The organism is Paenibacillus lemnae (assembly GCF_012933385.1).
Classification (GTDB): domain Bacteria; phylum Bacillota; class Bacilli; order Paenibacillales; family Paenibacillaceae; genus Paenibacillus_AQ; species Paenibacillus_AQ lemnae.
In genome coordinates this window covers 21,319-44,150 of record NZ_JABBPN010000020.1, presented here as the reverse complement: position 1 = coordinate 44,150, position 22,832 = coordinate 21,319, and the positions used below count along the sequence as shown (strand labels likewise).

The window sequence follows — 22,832 nt, the reverse complement described above, 5'->3', positions numbered from 1 at the left end:
CTCCCTTGTCGTGAATTAGTATATGAGAAGTAGATCATCCCTTGACTGAACCGATCAGCATTCCCTGTACGAAATACCGCTGTACAAACGGATAGATGGCGATGACGGGAAGACTGGCAACGACGATCAGGGAATATTTCATCAAGTTTACCAGTTCGGTGCGCCTGGCCATCTCTGACGCGTCGATTGTGCCTGTGGCATTGCCCATAATCAGTATGCTACGAAGAATCAGCTGCAGCGGAAACAGGGACTGGCTCTTCAGATAGATCAGGGCATCGAAATAGGCGTTCCACTGGGCCACCGCATACACAAGCGCGAGTACCGCAAGGATGGGCTTGGAGAGCGGGATAATGACACTGGATATAAACTTCAGGTCGCTGCAGCCGTCGATTTCTGCGGCCTCGTTCAGCTCCTGTGGAATGGAAGCCTGGAAGAACGTACGGGCAATGATCACCTGCCACACAAAAATAGCATTCGGCAGCAGCAGCGCCCATCGGGTGTCAATCAGCCCAAGCGCCTTCACAACCATATAGGTCGGAATCAGCCCGCCCGTAAACAGCATGGTAAATGTGATGAACATCATGATGGGACCGCGGCCGTAGAAGGTTTTTTTAGAGAGCGGATATGCAATCATGACCGTAAGTGTAACGCTTATAGCTGTGCCGACAATGGCATAAAATGCCGAGTTCATGTAGCCGGTGAGCACTTGATCGTTCCGGAATACGGTACGATAGCCGTCGATCGACGGGTCTACGGGCCACAGCCAGACCTGCCCGGAGCTGACGGCAGAAGGGCTGCTGAAAGAAGAGCTGACAATATAGATCAGCGGGTACAGGACAGCCAGGGTTACCAGGGTCATTAGTATGTAGAGAATCGTCATAAAAACCCTGTCTCCAAGCGGTTCGCGAATGGTTCTTCGTTCGACCTGCATACGTTTATGCACCTCCACGTTGTGGTCTGCTTTTACCATAGACTGGTGTCCGATACCCGGCGGGCCATCGCGTTCACGAACAGCAGCAGGATGAGATTGATGACAGAATTGAACAGGCCGACCGCTGTAGCAAAGCTGTAATTGGACTGCAGCAGCCCGATTTTGTACACATAGGTGGAAATGATCTCGGATGTAGCCAGATTCAGCGGATTTTGCAGCAGATACATTTTCTCGAAACCGATCGCCATGATGTTGCCGACACTGAGTATGAGAATAATGACCGCAGCAGGCATAATGCCCGGAAGGTCTACGTTCCGGATCTTTTGGAGCCGGGAAGCCCCGTCTACCTTGGCTGCTTCATACAGAGAAGGATCGACCCCGGCCAGAGCGGCCAGATAAATGACAGCGGAATAGCCGGCGGTCTGCCAAACGTCCGAGAATACATAGATCGAGCGGAACCAGCCTGGCTTGCCTAAATAGTTGACAGCCTCCAGCCCGAGAGCCTCAGTCACGGTATTGACCAGGCCAAGCCGGGGCGACAGGAAAAGAATGATCATAGACACCATAACGACGGTCGAGATGAAATAAGGTGCATAGGTAATGAGCTGTACGGTTTTTTTGAACCTGGCATTGCGGACTTCATGGAGTGCGAGTGCTAACAGAATCGGAATCGGAAATCCGACAGCCAACTGGTAGAAGGAGATGACCAGCGTGTTTTTGATTAAGGTGAAGAATGCAGGATTGTTAAAGAACATTTCAAAATACTTCGTTCCTGCCCATTGACTTCCCCAGATGCCCTGTGTTACGTTGTACGACTTGAATGCAAGAATCGTGTTTGCCATAGGAATGTACTTGAAAATGAGAAAATAAAGGACTGGCGGAATGATCAGCAGGTACAGCTGCCAATGCCTTTTCAAGCTTCGGCGGGCAAGCAGCCATTGAACCGATGCTCTTTCAGATTTCAGAAAAATCCCCCCTTATACATGTAGAGCCACATCATATTGATAACGCTTTCTTTATTGCCGTTATCATAGATTTTTTGGGGCTGAACCGTAAAGGTACACCTCTTCTGATACCGTACAATGGATGATGCAATCTTGTGTGAAGGCTTGATATGACTGGTTTTTTTCAGGTGTTCATTTTTTTGCGGCTGCCCGAAAAATGTGAGTCTGCCCCTATACAGGGACAAGCAAATCCCCTGGCAGGAGACCGCATGAATCGGCGGTGTTGACCAGGGGACAGGATGACTAATGTAACGATTGTCTAAACACACTGGGTGTTACGCCGCACACCCGTTTGAAGGCGCGCCGGAAAGAATGGGCGCTGTTATATCCGACAAGCCCTGCGATTTCATCGATGGTCAGCTGGTTGTCTCCAAGCAGGTGTTGAGCGTGGTTCATCCGGATCCGCTCGACGACATCAAACAGATTCTCGCCCTGATGTTCTTTGAACAGGGAAGAGATGTACTTTTCCGGCTTGCCGACCTCTTCTGCGATCATGTACAACGACAGGTCCGGCATCCCGTACAGCTTATGGATAACATCCATGACCTCCTGCACCGTTTCCTGTTCGCGGATCGTTTTGCGGCAGTCAACATATCCGCAGATTTCATCGATTACGGATTCAATGGATTTTTTTAACATTGTCATGTCATCAGCCGGCTGAATTTTTCCTACAGCATGACGTACCTGCTCTGCGAAAGCATCGGTGAAATCCTTCTGATCCATGAGCTTTAACAGTGTTCCCTTCAGCTCTGTAACGAACTGCTGCCTCATATCGAGCGACAATTCCCGTTCCGTGAAGTTCCGCTCCAGCAGCTGATTGAGCAGCCGTTTGCCTTCTTCGGCCTCCCCGGCTCGTAACACATTAATCATCCGCTGTTCCGAATCTAGCGGGTAATAATACATCGCCGCTTCCCGGTTTGCTTCCGAGAACCAGATAATGCGGCTCTCCTTATGCGGCGCGGCATAGGCAAGTGCCTGCTGTGCTTCTTCAAAGGAACGGCTGATATCCCGGACGGAAGTGAAACGCCCCCCGATGCCGGCATCCATAGATAGACGATAGCGCTCATAGGCATCGTGCAGGAATTCCTTGCAGATGCGGTCAAAACTGCTGCCGGTTCCTTCTTCTTCCGTCATGCCTGCGGGAAGCAGCAGGGCAAGTTTATCGGATCCGAAATCGGTGGCCAAGATTCGGTCATCCAGTTTCTTTAGCGCCTGTTTAATCACATAGCGGCCGACACGAAGCTCCTGGACGATCTCTTCGCTGTTTACACCGCCATAGCCGCTCAGCCGAAGCAGGCAGGCATATCCTGGCTGATGGTCCAGCTCGATGCCGGTTTGTGCCGATACGGCCTCCATCTCTTGAGAAGACTGGAAGTCACCTGTCAGCAGACGCTTGATAAAGGCATCCTGAAGCAGGGGCAGCTGTTCATTCAGCTCCTGTTCCAGTTTCCTGTTGTCTGTAATCAATGTTGTGAAATTGCCTGCCAGAAAGTCAAACTCGTTGCGCGACTTCGACGTATCCGCTCCCACATGATCTTTCACCACGCGGAGAAGACGATGGATCGGAACGCTGTTGCGGTACGCGAACAGCAGCCCGGCCAGGAGACCTGCGGCCAGAGCGGCGGAGGTGACGATCCAGGTCACATGTTTGATGCGGTTCGCTTTCACCAAAAGCGCCTGTTCCGGAATGCCTGCTGTATACACCCAGCCTGTCAGGTCTGAGACGATGGACAGCTTCAGGGTGCCGTCTTCCATCCGGCTGATGTCACCATCTTCACCGGTCGGAATACCCTTGAGCTCGGAAATGGCAGACATTTCGATCCCGCTGTTGACCAGGGTGCGGCCTTCGTTGTCTTTGATGAATGCCCAACCGCCGTACTGGTTCGACATCACCTGGAGCTGACTGGCGATTTTGTTCTCCTCAATGAGAACGACCACGGTAGCTTTGGGTTTATTGAAGCTGTTGAGAGGGAGGGACTGAACAAGGGCCAGTGCTTTATAAGGCACCTTGTTGCGGGTGAAGGAACGCATCGGTAAAATATCACTGGTATGACTGGTTATCAAAACATCCTGTTTCCAATCTTCATAGGTCAAACCGTCAAAGTGGTGAATCTGGTAAAAATGATGAGGCCGATAGTACACACTGCCTGGGGTAAGAATGACATCACTTTGATGAAAGTAGACGTAAAAATTTTGAAGATAATCGTTGGTCTGGCTGTATGTACTGAGGTCACGGGCCATTTTCCACAAATCATACACCTGGGCTGGCCGTTCTGCCTCCTTGCCGATCATCAGTTTGTTCAAATCCTGGTTTATGGCAAGCTGCTTGGTGAAGCCTTCTACTTCGATGAGTCTGCGCTCAAGAATCTCCTTGCTCTGCTTCAATGTCGAGAGGCTGCTTTCAATAGAACTGGACACAGACACATCCATCGCCGCCCGGTAAGACAAATGCCCGGCCAGACTGGGAATCATCAGAATCAGCAAGTATGAAGTCAGGAATCGGCGAAACACCTTTGAGAACCGGCTCATAAGCAAATCCCCCTTCCACTTATGTAAGCGTTAACCAAGTATTCTGAGTTTTATTATACGTGCAATTGTTCAGGCTGAAAGCAGATTTTTATTTTTATGAAAATATATGGGCGGGTTGGAACAGGGCTGTGTGGTTTAAAAGATTAAAAAACCTGGGAAGTCACTGCGGGTGGAATCTTCATGTATCCTATATAAAATATAAAATAGAAGAAAAGGAGGGCTGTAGATGTCTCGTTTACTGTGGCTTGTCGTGTGGTTTTCTTTTATTGGTTATGCGTTATGGCTGGCACCGGGAGCACGGAGCGGGGATGATCCGTTGTTTATGGATCTGGTGACCCTTCAATCTAATGAAGCTTCACTGATGGCGATGTTCTCACTGCTTGGTCTGTTTCCGGTGGCATTCGCCTGCCTGCTGCTGCGCAGTGACAACGGCAATGTTCCGGCTTGGCCGTTCTCCTTGGCTGCCTTCGGGCTGGGCGCATTTGCGCTGATACCGTATTATATTTTGAAACGTGACCAGGATCTGACCTACAGACAAAGCCGTGCGCCTCATTGGGTGCTGAAGCTGGCACGTTCCGGAGTGTTCCTGGTGCTGCTCATGCTCGGAACCCTCGCTGTGATCGGTTATGGTTTGTTCATGGGTGACCTGCAGGCATATGGAGAAGCTTTTTCCTCCTCCCAGTTTGTGCATGTCATGAGTATTGATTTTATCATTCTGGTTCTATTGTCGGTGTACGGGATCTATCGGGATCCCAAGCGGCAGCCTTATTCGGCGATGATCGCCTGTCTTGGAATGCTGCCGATTGTCGGTCTGCTGATTTATCTCTGGCTCACAAGGCACCGGGTGAACACAGCATAGACAGGCGAAGAAGTGGTTCAGGGAAGCCGGGTTTGAATTGAAGTGAAACCTCGGGCGTGGTTTTCAAGTATTATAAAAGTATGTCGTTTGATCGGGAAGGAAGGGAGTTCATCATCATGGGAATCTTATCACGATTCAGAGATTTGATGGCAAGCAATTTTCATGCTGTCATGGACAAGGCGGAGGATCCGGAGAAGGCTGTCCGGGAATATATGCAGAGATTGAGCAGCGATTTGGGCCAGATTAAAGCCGTGGCGGCTGCGGTGCTTGCACAAGAGCGCAGGGCCAAGAGAGCCTTGGACGATTGCAGAGCCGAGATCATGAAGCTTCAGAATTATGCCGAGAAGTCTGTACAGGGAGGCAATGAGCAGAATGCGCTGAGGTTTCTGGATCGGAAAGCAGAGCAGGAGCAGAAGTTGGCACAGCTTCAGGAGGCTTACAATAAGGCTTCTGCTAATGCCGAAAACATGAGAAAGCTTCAGGAAAAGCTGGTAGCTGATGTCCGCGATCTGGAGGCACGCCATGCCAGAGTAAAGAGCAGGATGGCTGCGGCCAAGCTGCAGCAGAAGAGTGCAGCCGGCTCCACAGGAGCCGCAAGCTCGGCTTTTGACGCGATGGAGGAGAAAGCGGATCTCGCCTTGTATGAAGCTGAAGCGATGGCAGAACTGAGAGCCGGAAGCCAGGAGCCGGATCTGGATGAGTTGTTCGAAGAATTGAAGAAGCAGACCCATAACAGTACAGAGCAATTGAGGTGAAGTCATGCCCGTTATTGAATATAAATGTCCTAACTGCGGCAGCAGTATGAATTTTGACAGCACCTCAGGGATGCTGTCCTGCCCCAGCTGCGGAAGACAAGACAATATTGAGACGATTCAGGATCCCCTTACCCAGCAGGTATTTACGGAGGATGAAGCGAAGGAATATCAGTGCACCAGCTGTGGAGCGGTGCTGATCACAGACAGCCAGACGAGTGCGACGAACTGCAGCTTTTGCGGCTCGGCGGTCGTGCTTGGCGACCGGATTTCCGGGAAGCTGGCACCTGCGCAGGTCATACCTTTTGCCATCAGCAAGCAGGAGGCGGAGACTGCATTTCAAAAATGGTGCCGCAAAGGCCTCCTGACGCCGCGCGGATTTATGACGGCAGACCGGATCAAGAGCATCACCGGGATGTACGTGCCTTTCTGGCTCTACGATTTACATAACCGGGTCGAGGTTCATGCCCGGGCCACAAAGGTGAGAACCTATACCCGTGGCGATTACCGGTATACGGAAACCCAGCATTATGATGTGTACCGCAAAATCCGGCTGAACTATGTCAAGCTGCCGGTAGATGCAGCGAAGAAAATGGACGATGAGCTGATGGATAAGTTAGAACCTTTTCCTTATGAAGAGCTTAAAGGATTCAAAACACCTTATCTTGCCGGCTACATCGCGGAAAAATACAGCTATGACGAACGGGAGCTGCTCCCGAGGGCGAAAGACAAGATCAGCGGCTATATTGATTCCTATATTGCCTCAACGGTATCAGGATATACCAGTGTCAGCTACAGCGGCAAACAGATCGATACAACCATGAAACAGGCGGATTATGTGCTTCTTCCGGTATGGATGGTTTATTATGATTTCAAAGACAAGGAACACACCTTTGCCATGAACGGCCAGACCGGCAAGGTGGTCGGGAAGCCGCCGATCAGCAAAGCCAAGGTCGCAGCCTGGTTTACGGGAATAGCCGGAGTCTCCTTCTTCTCCCTGAAGCTGGTTTCCTGGAGTATGGGGGGTGGATTCTGGTGATACGTATGCGAAAAATTGTAACCCTGCTGCTGATGGTGCTTGTTTTGGCGCTGCCTGCTGCCGTCATGGCAGAGCCGGCTGATCCGGTACAGAATAAGCAGCTCATTTTTGATGAAGCGGGTTTGCTGGATTTCAGCGAATATGAGCGCTTAAGTACCCTTGCCAATGAGCTGGGGGCTGAACGGGAAACGGACATTATGATTCTGACGACGGATAACCCGGAGAATCAGGATGTGAGGAGGTACACGCAGGATTTCTATGATGAACAGGCACCGGGTTACGATAAGCCTCATGGGAACACCGTTATTCTAACGATGGATATGCGAAACCGCGAGGTGGATTTGATCGGATTTTATAAAGCGATGGAGTATTTGGACGACAGCCGCCTGGACCAGATTCGCAGCACGATTACGCCCGACTTGTCAGAGGGTAATTACGCAGATGCGTTTGAAACATATATCCGGGAAGCGCATCGTTATCTCGACATCGATCCTAATGAGAACCGGGACTCTGGTAACGGCACGGGCTACAGCTCGAACCCTGGAACCGGAAATGGTAATTACTCAGGCGGCAGCAATTCCAATGTGAACCCGGACAATATATTGTTTAACGTATGGTTCCAGCTGGGGATTTCGGCAGCCATCGGGGCAGCCGTCGTCGGATTTATGGCCTACCGGTCAGGCGGACGTGTCACGGTCAATGGACGTACTTACGAAGATCAGAGTACGAGCAGTGTTGTGGACCGCCGGGACCAATATTTACGGACGACCGTAACGAAAACGAAAATTCCAAAGAACAATGGCGGCTCGGGCGGCGGAGGCGGTACCACAAGAGGTGGTCATTCGCACAGCGGCAGCCGGGGTTCATTCTAGCAAGCATAGAAAGGGGTAATACAATCATGGGATTTTTCAGGAATCAATTTGCTAATGTGGTGGAATGGGAAGAATTTAGAGATGATATGATCTTCTGGAAGTGGAGCAATCGGGAAATCAAGAAAGGGAGTAAGCTGGTTATACGTCCGGGACAGGATGCTATCTTCATAAATAACGGCAAGATTGAAGGCGTGTTTGAAGAGGACGGCACCTTCAATATCGAATCGGATATTATCCCGTTTCTGTCTACTCTGAAGGGGTTCAAGTTCGGGTTCAATAGCGGAATGCGTGTAGAAGTGCTGTTTGTGAACACGAAGGAATTCACGGTCCGCTGGGGAACACAGAATCCGGTGCTGATTCCGACTCCGCAGCTTCCAGGCGGTATGCCAATCCGTGCCAACGGCACATTTAACTTTAAAGTCAGCGATTATGTAACCCTGATTGATAAAATTGCTGGCGTGAAGAACAGCTATCTGGTGGAGGATGTCAAAATCCGCATTACCTCGGTACTGGATCAGCTGCTCATGAAGTGGATCAGCCGTGAGGGTAAGGATATGTTCAATCTCCAGGCCAATGCATCCGATATTGCCCGGGGAATCCGCGAGGATCTGGATATGGAGCTTATGGATAACGGGATTACCATTACAGGCTTCCAGGTCATGAGCTTTAATTATCCGAAGGAAATCCAGGACATGATCACCAAGACTGCTTCCCATGAGATGATCGGCAATCTGCAGAAATACCAGCAGGTCAGCATGACCGACGGGATTGCCTCCGGCAAGGTACAGGGTGGCGGTGCAGCTTCCGACATGGCTGGTATGATGATGGGCATGAATATGGCTCAAGAAATGATGAAGAACATGAACCAGGGTCAGCAGCAGAATCAACAGCAGCAGGGCCAATCTCCGAGCGGACAAGGACAGCAAGAAGGGTCCTCTGCAGGCGGGCAGGGACAGCAGGGATCATCTGGAGGGTCTTCTGCCTCATCCGATGCCGGTGAAGGCTCCAAGAAGCCGAATTTCTGCCCGAACTGCGGTGCCCGAAATGAAGGGGCCAATTTCTGTCCGAACTGCGGCCAGAAATTGGGCTGAGTATCGATCCATAGTCAATCTGATTTTCACTGAAAGCCACCAGCATGAGGTGGCCCTGCAATGTAAGCGCACCCTTTTTATGATATAATGGCACTGAATTCAAACCATGCTAGAAGGTTTCAGTCGGGAGTGGGTCTTAAGAAGATGAAAAGGTATAACGTGTGGCGGCCGATCATGCTGATCTTGACGGCGGTTTTAACGAACAGCCTGGTTACAAATCTGTGTATGCTGTTCGGAATGAATCGAGAAAATGCAGAAAGCCTTGGTTTTATAGCGATGATGATTACTGCACTTATCATGTACACCCGGATCACCAAGCATCGCCGCAAATAAAGGCAGGTATTTTCATGGGAATCGGCCCGAGGGTCGACAACGAATTTGAATATAGTGTCAGAGAGTAAAGCAGGTATGCCGTTTGCAGCGGATATCTGCTTTTTTTTGTGCAGGAAACCTTCAGCTAACATTCAGCCCTTTTTCAGATAGATATCAGATTCAGCGCCTATAATTCGAAATGTACCCGAACAACGGACGGGAATATGGAATTATAGGGGGAGCCTGACGGATGAATCAGACATTGAAATACCGCAATGAGCTGAAGTTTTTCATCAATCGCCATCAGCATCACGTCATGTCGACCAGGCTGAGATCATTGATTGCTCAGGATCAGCATGTTGGAAGCACGGGGGAGTATCATATCCGCAGCCTGTATTTCGATGACATGGACAACACGGCACTTCACGAGAAGCTGGGGGGGATTGCAAGACGCGCGAAGTACCGCATCCGGATCTACAACATCAGCGATAACGTGATTCATCTGGAGAAAAAAATAAAGATGCGCGACTACATTGCCAAAGTGAAAGAACCGATTACTCGGGAGATGTACGAACAAATCCTGCAGGGAAATCTCGAGGTTCTGTATGTGCCGGACAAGCCGCTGCTGATGGAGATGTATCACCAGATGAAGCATCGACGCCTTGCTCCGAAAGTCATTGTGGACTATGTCCGGGAGCCGTATGTGTACACACACGGAAATGTCCGGATAACGTTCGACAAGGAGCTTCGCACGGGCCTTCATCAGACAGATATCTTCAACAAGGACCTGACGTCTATCCGGGCTCTGGATGAAGACCTGATGATTCTGGAGGTCAAATATGACGATTACCTGCCGGAATATATTCGTGCCGCGGTTCAGATGGAGGGACTGCAGAAGCAGTCCGCTTCGAAATACGTCATCTGCCGCAAATATTTGAAATCAAACACTTGGGAGGATTATTAAGTATGGATACAACAAACACCACCACAAATCAGGATACGACGACGTTTACGGATATCATTAAAAGTTCATTCATCACCAATTTCGAATCAGATATTACCATTTCCAAGATGCTCATTACCTTTGCCATCGCTTTTGCCATCGGTTTCTTCGTGTATTTGCTCTACAAGCGGATTTTCAGCGGCGTTCTTTATTCCAAAAGCTTCAATGTGTCTCTGATCGGCATGACGATGGTCACTGCGCTGGTCATTATGGCGATAAACTCCAACCTGATCCTCTCGCTCGGTATGGTTGGTGCGCTCAGTATTGTCCGTTTTCGTACGCCGATTAAGGATCCGACAGATCTGATTTTTCTGTTCTGGTCTGCTGCAGCCGGGATCGTAACCGGGGCGGGATTCTATACGCTGGCTGTGATTGGCTCTGTCATTGTAGGAATCATCATGCTGGTCTTCATCAAAAATCCGATCGTGGATACGCCGTATCTTCTGGTCGTCAACTGTGATAGTCAGCACAGCGAGCAGGAGATCCACAAGAAACTGGGTTCCATCGTGAAACGTTACAATGTGAAGCAAAAAACCGTTTCGGCCAATAACATTGAAATGACGCTGGAAGTTCGTCTGAGAGATAAGGAAGGGACTTTTGTGAACCAGCTCTCCGCTTTGAACGGGGTGAAGAATGCGGTGCTGATCAGCTATAACGGCGATTATGTATCTTAAAATAATGGTGGTGAGAATATGCAAATGAACAATAAAGCCGGCGTACCGTTTTTGGCCTGTCTTTTCGGCATCCTGCTGCTGATCGGTGTGATATGGAACGGCTATGAAAATCCGGCATCCCAGATCATGCCACAGGCGGAGGCACAGCCACAGGGAGATGCAGATGCGGAGAGCTCAGCCAAAAGTGAGGATGAACAAAATCTGGACAGCACCATCTTTGCCGAAGACAAGGTGGTCGATGTGAAGATTACACTGGATGCGGACGATTTCCAGGACATGCTGGACAACGCATCGAATGAGGAGATGAAGACAGCTTCTGTGGATTATAATGGCGTAAGAATCGACAACATCGGAATCCGGACCAAAGGGAATCTGAGCCTTAGATCCGTGGTGAGCATGCCGGATTCAGACCGGTACAGCTTTAAACTGTCGTTTGACGAATTTATATCGAGTCAGAACCTGTTCGGCATCTCCAAAATCAACCTGAACAACAATTACAGCGATGCATCCTCCATGCGTGAATTTCTGACGTATGAGCTTGCGGAGAAGATGGGGCTGCCTGTTCCTAAACATTCTTATGTCAATATATACATTAACGGAGAGCGGTATGGCACGTATCTGGCAGTGGAGCAGATTGGCAGTGCTTATCTGGAGCGATATTTTGATAACAGCACGGGAGCGCTGTACAAAGCGGAGATGACCGGGAATGGAGGAGATCTGCAGTGGATCAGTGATAATGCAGACGACTATTCCGCACTCGCCAAGAAATCGAAGGGAAATGACGATACAGCGCTGGTGAATATGATCGATGAGCTCAACAACGGATCAGATTACGAAAGTGTGCTGGATGTAGAAGAAGTGTTGAAATATATCGCCCTCAATGTCGCCACTCAAAACACAGACAGCTATATCGGACAAAATAAGCAAAACTACTATTTATATGAACAAAAAGGGGTGTTCTCCGTACTGCCATGGGATTACAACATGGCATTTGGAGGCCTGGGATCTTCTTCTCTTCTGATTGATGAGCCCACCCAAGGTGCTTTAGCTGAGCGGCCGCTTGTGGCCAAACTTCTGGAGCAGGAAGAGTATAAGGAGAAGTATCATGCCATTCTTCAGGAAACGATCGACGTATTTTTGCAAGAGGATATATTCCACGCACGTGTGCAGGAGCTGTATGCACTCATCTCCGAGGATGTGGAGAAGGACCCCAACGCTTTTTATACATTTGACGAGTTCAAGCAGAGTGTGGAAGCTCTGAAAACGACGAACAGCACCCAGGTAGAACAGATATCCCAGCAGCTGGACGGCACGATCCCTTCCTCGGGTGATGGCTCCGGCAGTGGAGGAGGCATGGGCATGCCTGGAGATGGGGGAGGCGCGGGCGGTAACGCAGGCGGCGGTGCAGCGGGCGGTGTGCCTGATGGTGCACCCGGCGGTTTTGCACCCGGCGGCGATGCAGGTGGCAACAACGCAGCTAACGGCGATGCTCCTGCGGCATTCAATGGACAGATGCCGCCCGAAGCTCAGAATGGTCAGACGCAGAACGGACAGGATGGCACTGGTGTACAGGATGTCCAAAACGGCGGACAAATGGGCCAATTCCCGGGCCGGGGCAATGGACAAATGCCTGGAGGCATGAACCGCCCGGATATGGGCGGTGAGCGGGGCGGTATGCCCGGCATGAACGGCGGCATGGGTGAGCCGAGCAGCCAAGGCAGCGCTGCGGAGGCAATGACTGCCGGAATAGCGGTCCTTATTCTGATCCTGGCATGTGTATTCGTGAAATTCTTCCGTAGACACCGGCTGTAAGCGGCAGCAGAAAAGATTTGATTTTTTTGAGATTGGCGTCTCAAAAGCTGAGATCGTGGTTAATAAAGGATAAGCAAATGTTAGGAATGATGAATCTTCTGAGGAGGTGAGCAACCATGGCTAAAGATGTAATGTGTGAAGTGAATTCTTGTCGTTATTGGGCCCAAGATAACAAATGCAGTGCTTCTTCCATTTTTGTTGCGAGTCACAATCCGAGAGAAGCCAGAAAACCTGCCGAAACCGATTGCCGAACTTTTGAAGCGAAATAGACGTTTGTACAAAAGGAAAGGAGCCTTACGGGTTCCTTTTTTTTTGTGTGAAATGAGAGATTACAGCAGGTGCTGGTCATCAGGTTATCGAAACCGTAATAAGCGAGCACTGGAACAGGTGCATCATGAAGGGGTGTTTAATATGAGAAGCCAGTCTTTAAAAATTTTGTTTCAAGGGGACTCCATAACCGACGGGAGCCGGGGAAGAAATGATGATCCGAACCATATCCTGGGGCATGGATATCCGTATATCATCGCTGCACGGCTGGGCCGTGACCTGGCTGCCACTACGCCGGAATTTATAAACCGGGGAATCAGCGGCAACCGGGTCTCCGATCTTTACGCAAGGTGGAATGAAGACGCCATCTCCCTGCAGCCGGATGTACTTAGTATACTGGCGGGTGTAAATGATGCAGCTAAAATTGCGGAAGGCCTGCCCGCAGGGGCTACAGACCGGTTCGAGCGGGTTTACCGCCATCTGCTGGAGGAAACGCGAGAGGTGCTGCCGGGGACGGGCTTGATTTTATGTGAACCGTTTGTAGTACAAGCAGGAGCTCAGGATAGAAACTGGGAAGGCTTAATAGCCAAAGTGACAGAGTATCAGCACATCGTCAAACAGCTGGCCCATGAATTTGACGCCGTATGGGTACCGCTGCAGGCAGCACTGGATGAAGCCTGTCAGGTGGCGGAAGCGTCTTATTGGGTTTGGGATGGTATCCATCCGACCACGGCAGGCCATCAGATTCTTGCGGATCAGTGGCTTGCAGTCGTTCAGAACAGCAGGCTGGCTATCAGATAAAGATAAAAATAAAATGCTTACTTTAACATCAGAGGATCATTTAGGATATTTGTTGAAAAGATACGCCTAGGTAGGAATGACTGTTTTTAAGCGAATTTTAAGGTTTTTGAAACCTTCCAAATATGATGACAAATCTGTCATTGATTCGCTTACTTAACCTGTTATGTGCTGTGAGATCGAACTGATACTTAAGAACTAGTGGCATGAAGCACATCCTGTTTTCCATATTTAAGGGGATGTAATCAGGGAGACACTCCTTTATCGTTGTAAGCGAAATGAATCATCCCATGTTTCCTGGCATCATGAGGTCAGGCAGCTGGATGATGCATTTGAATCCTTGTATACACGTATACAAGAAACAACGAGAAGGAGAAATGAACATGACTTCTAAGAGATTTTCAATCCGAGTATGGTTCATGCTGCTCTTAATCGCAACAGTAGCAGTTTCGCCGCTTCAGGCGTATGCTGCAGCAGACAATGACCGGCCTTGGATGAACACTTCCCTGTCAGCTGAAGAGCGGACGGAATTGCTGCTTCAGGCGATGACACTGGAGGAAAAGGTCGGATTTGTAACAGGCAAGGTGAACAATTATTACGGATTTTATAACGATGGCTTGGAGCGTCTCGGCATTCCGGCGCTGCAGATGGCGGACGGGCCGGCAGGTGTGCGGATCGCCAACCCGGATGTACAGGATAAGAAATCCACGGCGCTTCCGGCTCCGATTGCGCTTGCGGCTTCCTGGGATCTTGATCTTGCCAAGAAGTACGGCGATCTGATCGGTAAGGAAGCTTACAATACAACACATAATGTGCTGCTCGGACCCGGGCTCGATATCGCCCGTACCCCCTGGGGCTCACGGAACTTTGAATCGTTCGGGGAAGATCCGCTGTTGACATCTTCCATGGGAACAGCTTATGTGAACGGGATCCAGAGTAATCCGGTCCTGGCTACAGCGAAGCATTATATTCTGAACAATCAGGAGACAGAGCGCTTCTCTACGAATGCTGTAGCGAGTGAGCGTACGATTCAGGAAGTATATGCACGGCCATTTGCAGAAGTGGTAGAAAAAGCTGGACTGGCTTCGGCCATGTGCTCATTTAACCAGGTGAACGGTACATACGCTTGTGAAAATCAAGAGATGATGACCGATATACTGAAAAAACAATTTGGCTTTAAAGGCTTTATTATGAGTGACTATGGTGCGAACCTCAGCACCGCCAAATCGGCCAATGCGGGTCTTGATCTTGAGACGCCAGGCGAGCCTTTTGGCAAATGGGGAGATCAGCTGCTGACCGCTGTGAAGAATGGCGAAGTCAGTCAGGAGAAGCTGGACGATATGGTCAGCCGAATTCTGCTGCAGATGTTTGAGAAAGGATTGTTTGACAATCCGGTTCAAAATGTGAAGATCAACGCGAAAGCCAATGGCAAAAAAGCCCGTGAATTTGCAGAACAAAGCATGGTGCTGCTGCAAAACAATGACAATGTGCTGCCATTGTCCAAGAAAAATATGAAGTCAATTGCTGTGATTGGTCCGGATGCAGATAACGCTTCAGCAGCCGGCGGCGGCAGCAGTCTCGTTAACCCGACTTACACAGTAAGCCCGCTGGAAGGCATTCAGAAGATCGCAGGTAAAAAGGTGAAGGTTCAATACGAACCGGGTACCGATCCTATTTCCGGCGGAGATGCCTTTAATGGTCCTTCTGCTGTACCTTCTGCCATTCTGACTCCGTCACCTGCGGAAAACAGCTATGGAGAGAATAAAACAGGTTTGAAAGCTCAATACTGGACGAACATTGATATGGAAGGCGACCCGTCTCTGGAACGCACAGATGGACAGGTTAATGTAAACTTCGGTTTCTATAACTATGAAGGCTTTAATGCCCAGTCACCGAAGCTTCCACTTACGCCGCTTTCATTCAACAAGAAAATGTCGGCACGCTGGACCGGTTCGATCAAAGCACCGGCTACAGGCAAGTACACATTGTCCCTGACCAGCCTGGGTTCAAGCCAGCTGTATCTGGATGATGAGCTGCTGTTTGAGAACAAAGGGACAACACTGTCAACAACGAAGAAAGAAATCGAGCTGACCGAAGGCGAAGCTCACAATGTGCGTATTGAATACCGTTCGGACAACCCTCCGTTCAAAGGACGCGACATGGGTCCTCAGATTCGTTTCGGATGGGAAGCACCGGAAGAAGCCGTAGACGCAAAAATGAAAAAAGCCATCGAGCTGGCCAAGAAGTCCGACGTGGCAGTGGTCGTAACCCGCACCTATGACAGTGAAGGATATGTGGATCGTTCCGATCTGGAGCTGCCAAACAATCAGGAGCAGCTGATCCGCGAGGTAGCGAAGGTAAATCCTAAAACGATCGTTGTTCAAATGAGTGGACGTGCGGTCGAAATGGATTCCTGGAAAGATGATGTAGAGGGTATTGTTCAGGCATGGTACGGCGGACAAGAACAGGGTAATGCCGTAGCGCGTATTCTGTTTGGGGAAGTGAACCCATCCGGTAAGCTTCCTGTAACATTCCCTGTGGATGAAACGCAAACGCCGGTATCCAAGGAAGCTCAATTCCCTGGTGTAAACGGAATCGGTGATTATTCCGACGGTATCTTTGTAGGTTACAAAGGTTACGACAAGCTGAACCTGAAACCGGCCTTTGCATTTGGTCATGGTTTGTCTTACACAGACTTTAGCTATCGCAACCTTAAAGTGAAGACCAAGGGCGGTAAAGGGAAGAACAAGAAGGCCACGATTGAGGTTTCACTGAACGTCCGGAATACCGGTAAAGTAGCTGGATCCGAAGTCGTGCAGGTATATGTAGGTAGTCTGCCAACTGCGGTAGAAACGCCAGAGAAGCAGCTCGCTGGCTGGGCCAAGATTGATCTGAAAGCTGGCAAGCAGCAGCGTGTCAACATCGAACTTGACCGCAAAGCCTTGTCCTACTGGGATGAGCAGGACAATGAGTGGGTAATGCCAAAAGGTGATGTGCCTATCTATGTGGGCAGCGCATCTGATGATATCCGTCTGAGCGGCAGCGTGAAAGTCGGAAGCCCATCCGGCAAATAAAAGTTTTGATCTATTAAAGTGAGGTGAAGAGCCGCAGCCCCGTGCTGCGGCTCTTTTTTAAATCAAGGTGCCGTAGATGCTGGGTGTCACGGCGAGAAGGAGGAATACCAGATGAGAAGATGGGGAAAGGGATTAGGGATCGGGACGATTCTGAGTTTGACAGCCCTGGTGCTTACGGTGATTATGAAGCCGCAGTCACCTTCAGAGGATGTGCCGTCACCGTCAGCGGTAAAATCTGTAAAGCCCCTGGAGGCGCAGGTTTGGCTGACTACCGCTGACCAGACCCAGCTGCTGACAGAGCAGCAGCCGGTTATGTTCACCGATGGGGCGCCAGCAAATGCTGGAAGCACACAGCAAGATCGAGATCAAGAACCTGTCACCGTGAAGGTGGATCCGGATACCTCATATCAGACGATGGACGGAGTCGGAGCAGCGATTACCGGTTCATCCGCATATCTGATGAACCAGCTGTCTCCCGAGCGCCGGGAAGCACTGCTGAACGACCTGTTTACTGCGGAAGGAATCAACCTGGATTTTATTCGCCATACGATTGGAGCATCGGACTTCTCTGTTGATGAGTCTGGCCGGCCTGCCCGCTACACGTATAACGATAATAACGGGGTGCGGGATGATCATATGGAACAATTTTCGATACGTCAGGACGCCGCTGTCATTCAGGTGCTTCAGGATATTGTGTCTAAAAAGAAAGATATCAAAGTGCTTGGAACACCTTGGACGGCGCCGGGTTGGATGAAGTTTGGAGAGGACACATTAACCGGCTGGTATCTGGATTATACAGACAGGAAGAACTATGAGGCTTATGCGCGCTATTTTGTAAAATATATTGAAGCTTATGCAGCAAAGGGGATTCCGATCTACGGCATCACCCTTCAAAACGAGCCTTTGTTCACAACGCCCGATTATCCCAGCATGAGCATGGGGGCGGAGGAGCAGGCACTGTTCATTTCCGATTATGTAGGCCCGATGTTTCATAAGGCCGGTCTTTCTGCAAAAATCATTGCTTATGACCATAATTGGGAGCAGGGCTTAGAGTATGCCGAGAAAGTGCTTGACGATGAGGGGGCAAATCCCTATGTGGATGGAACGGCTTTTCACTGTTATGAAGGTGATCCCTCCGCGATGTCCGAGGTGCATGAGGCTTTCCCGGATAAGTCGGTTTATTTTACCGAATGCAGCGGGGGCGAATGGAGTGAAGGTTTTGGCGACAATTTAAGCTGGCAGATGTCCAATCTGATTATCGGAGCTCCGCGGAACTGGGCCAAAAATGTCTTGATGTGGAATATGGCACTGAATCCGCAGGGAGGACCATCCAGCGGAGGATGCTCCGACTGCAGGGGGGTGGTCACCATTGATCCGCAGAGCGGGGAAGTCACACGGAATGTGGAATATTACGTACTTGGCCATTACAGCCGGTTCGTTCGCCCGGGGGCTGTAAGAGTACTATCCACCCAGCAGGAAGGCAGGATCGAGTCGGTCGCTTTCCGCAACAAAGATGGTTCTTTTGTGCTGATTGCAGCCAATACTGGTTCGGAGGATACACATTTTAAGGTAGAGAGCCCTGATGGGCAGTTCACTTACCAGCTGCCTTCACGTTCGGCAGTTACCTTCACATGGAAGACATGAACCTCCTTTTTGGATGGTTGTACCGGCTTCGGGATTATTTTCACATCATTAGGTTTACAATACCTATAGTTGGATTTTATCACGAAGACGAGGGGTGCATGATATGTGGTATTCCAAATCCCGGGAAGAGGTTGTCCGGGAGCTTGGCAGTGATCCGGCTTCAGGGCTGAGTGCAGAAGAGGCCCGGAGCAGACGGGAGAAATACGGACGTAATCAACTGAAAGGGAAGCCGAAGAAAAGTTTGGCTGTACTGTTCTTCTCCCAGCTGAAGGATATGCTGATCTATGTTCTGCTTGGAGCGGCAGTCGTGACCCTCATTGTCGGGGAGTACATGGACGCTGTCATCATTCTGGCGGTGGTGCTGCTGAATGCGGCCATCGGCGTATTTCAGGAGCAGAAGGCAGAGAAGGCTATTGAGGCTCTGCAGCAGATGACCACACCGAAATCGCTCGTCAGGCGCGACGCCGAGGTAAGGGAGATTGATTCGGTAGATATCGTGCCGGGCGATATCGTTATCCTGGATGCTGGAAGATACATACCTGCCGATTTAAGGCTGATTGAAAGTGCTAATCTGCAGATTGAAGAATCCGCCCTGACCGGTGAATCGGTGCCTTCAGACAAGAAGGCGGAAGATATACATCAGGATCCGAAAACCCCGGTGGGTGACCGTTCTAACATGGCGTTTATGTCCACACTGGTCACTTACGGCCGCGGGGAAGGAATTGCTGTAGGAACTGCAATGGACACCGAAATGGGCAAAATCGCACAGGCGCTGGATGTCGACGACCAGAAGCTGACGCCGCTTCAGAAGAAGCTGGAGGAGCTTGGAAAAACGCTGGGCTACATTGCGATCGGCGTCTGTGTGCTGATCTTCGTCATTGGACTGATCCAGGGCCGGGATCTGTTCGAGCTGTTCTTAACAGCCATCAGTCTGGCTGTAGCTGCGATTCCGGAAGGTTTGCCAGCTATTGTAGCCATCGTGCTCTCGCTGGGCGTCACTCGAATGTCGAAGATCCATGCGATCGTCAAAAAGCTGCCTGCTGTAGAGACGTTGGGTTCAGTGAATATCATTTGTTCGGATAAGACAGGAACGCTGACCCAGAACAAGATGACCGTGGTGAAGAACTACGTGCTGTCTGAGTCTGAACAGGGGGCAGGGGAAGACCCTCCGGTGGAAATGATAAAAGCTTTTGTGCTGTGTTCGGATGCGACCTATGAGAATGGAGAAGGCACAGGAGATCCGACAGAGGTGGCTCTGGTCCGTTACGGAGAAGAGAACGGCTTGTCCAAGAAGTCCATGGATGCGGAGTACAAACGAGTATCGGAACGACCGTTTGATTCAGACCGGAAGCTGATGTCTACACTGAACCGGACGCCAGATGGGTTCCGTGTGCATACCAAAGGCGCCATCGATCAGATCATGGAGATCTCCACCACCGCGGTCGTGAACCATGAAGTCGTGCCTTTAACAGAGGAGCTGAAGGCACAGTACCTGCAGGCGGCCGAACAGATGTCGGATGATGCGCTTCGGGTGCTGGCTGCCGCGTACAAGAACACGGCATCGCAGATATCTCCGGAAGAGATGGAGTCCGATCTGACGTTCCTTGGTTTTGTCGGCATGATCGATCCTCCACGAATCGAGGTCAAGGATTCCATCCGGGAAGCCAAAATGGCCGGCATTACGCCGATCATGATTACCGGAGACCACAAGAATACGGCCGTTGCGATCGCCAAAGAGCTTGAGATTGCGAGTTCATTGGAGCAGAGCATGACAGGTGCCGAGATTGATGAGCTGTCCGATGAGGAGTTCTCCACGAAGATCCGTGATATGCGAGTATTTGCGCGGGTATCTCCGGAGCATAAGGTCAAGATTGTCAAGGCGTTCCGGGCACAGGGGAACATTGTTTCTATGACCGGGGATGGCGTGAATGATGCGCCTTCGCTGAAGAATGCGGATATCGGCGTGGCCATGGGGATTACAGGAACCGATGTATCCAAGGGTGCCAGCGATATGATTTTGACAGATGATAATTTCACCACGATCGTGCATGCGATTCGGGAAGGCCGGAATATCTATGCCAACATCCGCAAGACCGTGACATTCCTGCTCTCCTGTAACTTCGGGGAGGTCGTTGCCATCCTGGCATCCATCCTGTTCTTCTGGCCGCTGCCCCTGCTGGCGACGCAGATCCTGTGGATCAATCTGGTGACAGATACACTGCCGGCCATCGCGCTCGGCGTAGATCCTGGTGAGAAGGATGTCATGAAGAAAAAACCGAGGAATCCGAAGGAAAGCTTCTTTGCCGGAGGAGCCGCTTTTCAAGCGGTTCTGGGCGGTGTGCTGATCGGATCGTTGACACTGCTGGCCTTCTATCTGGGGCTGCGGGAATTCGGATATGGCCTTCGTGACAGCAACATCTCGGAAGAAGCGATGACTTATGCCCGCACGATGTCCTTCGTTGTGCTGGCCGCGTCGCAGCTTTTTTATGCTTTCACTAAACGAAGTGCGACCAAGTCGATCTTTCAGGTGGGCGTCTTCTCCAACAAGTTCCTGGTCTTTGCCGTGATTGCCGGACTTGTACTCCAGTACATTTCGATCAGTGTGCCTTTCCTGGCGGCGGCATTCAAGGTTCAGAATCTGAGCCTGCCGGACTGGGGACTGGTGATCGGGCTCGCGCTGATTCCACTGTTCCTGAATGAGATCATCAAGGTGTTTTTACGTATGAAGAAGACTTCTGAAGCCTAGTTTCAAGAGCCGAATAGCAGCTTGCTTGCTGTTCGGCTTTTGGTGTTTATTCCTGAAACGTTTTACCGCGTTAAAGATGCATTTTGGTTAAAAACCGAACATTTTTGTTGAAATGCGTCGCTTTTATTAATATATTGTAATAGTACAAACTCGCTGGTTTGTCAGCAAACACATTAGGAGGGTCTACCCAGATGAAAAAAGGGGTTATGTCTTTACTCAGTCTTGCACTGTCGGTCAGCATGCTTGCCGGCTGTGGAAGCAAACCAGAAGAAGGTGCAACCGGCGGAGCCGGGGGGGAAGCACCGAAAGCCAGCTTTACAGTAGGTATGGTTACAGATGCAGGTACCATTGACGATAAGTCTTTTAATCAGGGAACATACGAAGGTATTGAGAGAGCGAACAAGGATTTCGGTACAGGATTAAAGTATCAGAAGCCAGCCGGAACGACAGAAGCGGAATACACGAAGGAAATCGGCAATCTGTATGATGCCGGGTACAAATTCATCGTCACACCGGGCTTTAAGTTCGAAACGGCGATCTTTAAAGCACAAGAAAAGTATAAAGACGCTAAATTTGTTCTGATTGACGGAGCACCAAACTCTGGCGAACCGGATGCTAAGCCGGTCGTTGCAGACAACACCGTTTCCATCTTCTTTGCCGAGCAGGAGTCCGGTTTCCTCGCAGGTGTAGCAACAGCCCTGCAATTGAAGGAAGGCGAAGCCGGCTTCATCGGAGGTATTCAAATTCCACCGGTACAGAAGTTTAACTGGGGATTCCAGCAGGGCCTGAACTATGCGAACGAGAATCTCGATACCAAAGTGGAGATCAAGAAAGACAATGTGGTTTATCAAGGCACGTTTGATAACGTAGCAGCAGGCGGCCAGCTGGCTTCCCAAATGTACAGCAATGGCGTGAAGGTTATCTTCGCAGCAGCAGGCGGCGTCGGTGTCGGTGCGATCCAGGAAGCTGTAACCCGCGCGAAGGGCGGAGACGAGGTATGGATCGTCGGCGTTGACGTAGACCAGTACAATGACGGTGTCTATGGCGACAAGTCGGTTGTCCTGACTTCGGCCGTGAAGAAGATCGACCAAGCAGCCTATGACATGATCAAAGCAGAAACGGAAGGGAAATTCCCGGGTGGACAAACCCTTACCCTGGATGCCAAGAGTGACGGTGTCGGCCTTCCGGCTGAGAACCCGAACCTGAGCGAAGAGGTTCTGAAGCAGGTTGATGAGGTGCTGGAGAAAATCAAATCCGGTGAAATCACTGTTTCAGCGGAGCAAGGCGACTTGCTTCCGTAATTTGAACAAAAGATTACCTTTCAATAGCGGTCGTAAGAACACTTGCCATCGCAGCCATCCAGAAGGGTAACTTTTAACTTTATGTAAAGCACAAAAAAAAGACGGAGCACATTCCGTCTTTTTT

Annotated in this window: 18 protein-coding genes; 15 read left to right on the top strand and 3 right to left on the bottom strand. The window is 50.3% G+C overall.

The features are described 5' to 3' along the window. Positions 1-34: 34 nt before the first annotated feature. From HII30_RS17685 to HII30_RS17675, 3 genes are all read right to left on the bottom strand, one after another. The gene (locus tag HII30_RS17685; RefSeq protein WP_246246610.1) at positions 35-970 is read right to left on the bottom strand and encodes a carbohydrate ABC transporter permease; all 936 of its coding nucleotides are present in this window, start codon (positions 968-970) and stop codon (positions 35-37) included. Next, positions 964-1,902 carry an ABC transporter permease gene (locus HII30_RS17680; RefSeq protein ID WP_343045125.1) on the bottom strand — a complete coding sequence of 313 codons (939 nt, stop codon included), beginning with the start codon at positions 1,900-1,902 and terminating at the stop codon, positions 964-966. The genes HII30_RS17685 and HII30_RS17680 overlap by 7 nt, the downstream gene beginning before the upstream one ends. Positions 1,903-2,178: 276 nt before the next feature. Next, positions 2,179-4,464, bottom strand: a complete 2,286-nt coding sequence (locus HII30_RS17675) for a helix-turn-helix domain-containing protein (RefSeq protein ID WP_169506372.1) — start codon at positions 4,462-4,464, stop codon at positions 2,179-2,181. A gap of 226 nt (positions 4,465-4,690) precedes the next feature. On the opposite strand from HII30_RS17675, the gene HII30_RS17670 reads away from it, so the two are divergent. The 15 genes from HII30_RS17670 (at position 4,691) to HII30_RS17600 (ending at position 22,708) form a co-directional block, all read left to right on the top strand. Next, entirely contained in the window at positions 4,691-5,323 is a 633-nt protein-coding gene (locus HII30_RS17670) for a hypothetical protein (RefSeq protein WP_169506371.1), read from the top strand. Between the two features lie 116 nt (positions 5,324-5,439). Continuing rightward, complete coding sequence (locus HII30_RS17665; protein ID WP_169506370.1) at positions 5,440-6,078, top strand: PspA/IM30 family protein; 639 nt, start codon at positions 5,440-5,442, stop codon at positions 6,076-6,078. 4 nt (positions 6,079-6,082) lie between these two features. After that, the gene (locus tag HII30_RS17660) at positions 6,083-7,114 is read left to right on the top strand and encodes a TFIIB-type zinc ribbon-containing protein (RefSeq protein WP_169506369.1); all 1,032 of its coding nucleotides are present in this window, start codon (positions 6,083-6,085) and stop codon (positions 7,112-7,114) included. Between the two features lie 5 nt (positions 7,115-7,119). After that, complete coding sequence (locus HII30_RS17655; RefSeq protein WP_211184671.1) at positions 7,120-7,986, top strand: TPM domain-containing protein; 867 nt, start codon at positions 7,120-7,122, stop codon at positions 7,984-7,986. A 26-nt stretch (positions 7,987-8,012) separates the two neighbouring features. Beyond that, on the top strand, positions 8,013-9,077 hold the full coding sequence (locus tag HII30_RS17650; protein WP_169506367.1) for an SPFH domain-containing protein: 1,065 nt from the start codon (positions 8,013-8,015) through the stop codon (positions 9,075-9,077). A gap of 174 nt (positions 9,078-9,251) precedes the next feature. After that, positions 9,252-9,410 (top strand): hypothetical protein, encoded by a 159-nt coding sequence (locus tag HII30_RS17645; RefSeq protein ID WP_246246608.1) that lies wholly within the window; start codon positions 9,252-9,254, stop codon positions 9,408-9,410. 229 nt (positions 9,411-9,639) lie between these two features. Beyond that, positions 9,640-10,353 carry a polyphosphate polymerase domain-containing protein gene (locus HII30_RS17640; protein WP_169506365.1) on the top strand — a complete coding sequence of 238 codons (714 nt, stop codon included), beginning with the start codon at positions 9,640-9,642 and terminating at the stop codon, positions 10,351-10,353. Between the two features lie 2 nt (positions 10,354-10,355). Next, entirely contained in the window at positions 10,356-11,066 is a 711-nt protein-coding gene (locus HII30_RS17635) for a DUF4956 domain-containing protein (protein WP_169506364.1), read from the top strand. 18 nt (positions 11,067-11,084) lie between these two features. Then, positions 11,085-12,878 carry a CotH kinase family protein gene (locus HII30_RS17630; protein ID WP_246246600.1) on the top strand — a complete coding sequence of 598 codons (1,794 nt, stop codon included), beginning with the start codon at positions 11,085-11,087 and terminating at the stop codon, positions 12,876-12,878. A gap of 116 nt (positions 12,879-12,994) precedes the next feature. Continuing rightward, on the top strand, positions 12,995-13,147 hold the full coding sequence (locus HII30_RS17625) for a DUF1540 domain-containing protein (RefSeq protein ID WP_169506363.1): 153 nt from the start codon (positions 12,995-12,997) through the stop codon (positions 13,145-13,147). Positions 13,148-13,289: 142 nt separating this feature from the next. After that, entirely contained in the window at positions 13,290-13,946 is a 657-nt protein-coding gene (locus HII30_RS17620) for an SGNH/GDSL hydrolase family protein (RefSeq protein ID WP_169506362.1), read from the top strand. A gap of 380 nt (positions 13,947-14,326) precedes the next feature. Beyond that, positions 14,327-17,017 carry a beta-glucosidase gene (locus HII30_RS17615; RefSeq protein WP_246246591.1) on the top strand — a complete coding sequence of 897 codons (2,691 nt, stop codon included), beginning with the start codon at positions 14,327-14,329 and terminating at the stop codon, positions 17,015-17,017. Positions 17,018-17,128: 111 nt separating this feature from the next. Further along, positions 17,129-18,661: a glycoside hydrolase family 30 protein gene (locus HII30_RS17610; protein ID WP_211184668.1), complete on the top strand. Its 1,533-nt coding sequence runs from the start codon at positions 17,129-17,131 to the stop codon at positions 18,659-18,661. A 103-nt stretch (positions 18,662-18,764) separates the two neighbouring features. Next, positions 18,765-21,407, top strand: coding sequence for a cation-translocating P-type ATPase (locus tag HII30_RS17605; protein WP_169506360.1), 2,643 nt, complete (start codon positions 18,765-18,767; stop codon positions 21,405-21,407). A gap of 191 nt (positions 21,408-21,598) precedes the next feature. After that, positions 21,599-22,708 carry a BMP family lipoprotein gene (locus HII30_RS17600; protein WP_169506359.1) on the top strand — a complete coding sequence of 370 codons (1,110 nt, stop codon included), beginning with the start codon at positions 21,599-21,601 and terminating at the stop codon, positions 22,706-22,708. Positions 22,709-22,832 lie beyond the last annotated feature (124 nt).

Coding starts and splice junctions, on each gene's coding strand:
- HII30_RS17685 (WP_246246610.1), bottom strand. CDS start 970: ATGGTAAAAGCAGACCACAACGTGGAGGTGCATAAACGTATGCAGGTC.
- HII30_RS17675 (WP_169506372.1), bottom strand. CDS start 4,464: ATGAGCCGGTTCTCAAAGGTGTTTCGCCGATTCCTGACTTCATACTTG.
- HII30_RS17670 (WP_169506371.1), top strand. CDS start 4,691: ATGTCTCGTTTACTGTGGCTTGTCGTGTGGTTTTCTTTTATTGGTTAT.
- HII30_RS17665 (WP_169506370.1), top strand. CDS start 5,440: ATGGGAATCTTATCACGATTCAGAGATTTGATGGCAAGCAATTTTCAT.
- HII30_RS17660 (WP_169506369.1), top strand. CDS start 6,083: ATGCCCGTTATTGAATATAAATGTCCTAACTGCGGCAGCAGTATGAAT.
- HII30_RS17655 (WP_211184671.1), top strand. CDS start 7,120: ATGCGAAAAATTGTAACCCTGCTGCTGATGGTGCTTGTTTTGGCGCTG.
- HII30_RS17650 (WP_169506367.1), top strand. CDS start 8,013: ATGGGATTTTTCAGGAATCAATTTGCTAATGTGGTGGAATGGGAAGAA.
- HII30_RS17645 (WP_246246608.1), top strand. CDS start 9,252: ATGCTGATCTTGACGGCGGTTTTAACGAACAGCCTGGTTACAAATCTG.
- HII30_RS17640 (WP_169506365.1), top strand. CDS start 9,640: ATGAATCAGACATTGAAATACCGCAATGAGCTGAAGTTTTTCATCAAT.
- HII30_RS17635 (WP_169506364.1), top strand. CDS start 10,356: ATGGATACAACAAACACCACCACAAATCAGGATACGACGACGTTTACG.
- HII30_RS17630 (WP_246246600.1), top strand. CDS start 11,085: ATGCAAATGAACAATAAAGCCGGCGTACCGTTTTTGGCCTGTCTTTTC.
- HII30_RS17625 (WP_169506363.1), top strand. CDS start 12,995: ATGGCTAAAGATGTAATGTGTGAAGTGAATTCTTGTCGTTATTGGGCC.
- HII30_RS17620 (WP_169506362.1), top strand. CDS start 13,290: ATGAGAAGCCAGTCTTTAAAAATTTTGTTTCAAGGGGACTCCATAACC.
- HII30_RS17615 (WP_246246591.1), top strand. CDS start 14,327: ATGACTTCTAAGAGATTTTCAATCCGAGTATGGTTCATGCTGCTCTTA.
- HII30_RS17610 (WP_211184668.1), top strand. CDS start 17,129: ATGAGAAGATGGGGAAAGGGATTAGGGATCGGGACGATTCTGAGTTTG.
- HII30_RS17605 (WP_169506360.1), top strand. CDS start 18,765: ATGTGGTATTCCAAATCCCGGGAAGAGGTTGTCCGGGAGCTTGGCAGT.
- HII30_RS17600 (WP_169506359.1), top strand. CDS start 21,599: ATGAAAAAAGGGGTTATGTCTTTACTCAGTCTTGCACTGTCGGTCAGC.